This window comes from Streptomyces regalis, assembly GCF_001509475.1.
In the GTDB taxonomy this organism is placed as follows: Bacteria; Actinomycetota; Actinomycetes; order Streptomycetales; family Streptomycetaceae; genus Streptomyces; species Streptomyces regalis.
In genome coordinates, this window is sequence record NZ_LLZG01000310.1 from 1 (window position 1) to 284 (window position 284).

Consider the following 284-nt stretch of genomic DNA (forward strand, 5'->3'; position numbering starts at 1 on the left):
TCGGCCGCACCGTGCATCCGGAGCGAGGCTGGTGGGTGGGCCTGGACCACACCGCGCTGGCGGCCGCTTGCGTCCACCACCTCGCGGACCTCGGCCACCGCCGGGTCGCCTTCGTCAACCGGCCGGAGCAGCTGCTGCGGGCCGGGTACGAGTCCGCGCACCGCGGCCTGGACGGCTTCACGAAGGCCGCGGCCGAGCGCGGGCTGACCGTGCGCACGTACTGCTGCGGGGACGATGCCGCGTCGGGCCAGGCCTGTGTGGAACGGATCCTGCACGACGACCCG

Annotated in this window: 1 pseudogene; it reads left to right on the forward strand. The window is 75.0% G+C overall.

The window, feature by feature from the left end:
* Positions 1-284 (forward strand): annotated as a pseudogene (locus ADL12_RS27345) (LacI family DNA-binding transcriptional regulator); the annotation flags it as partial.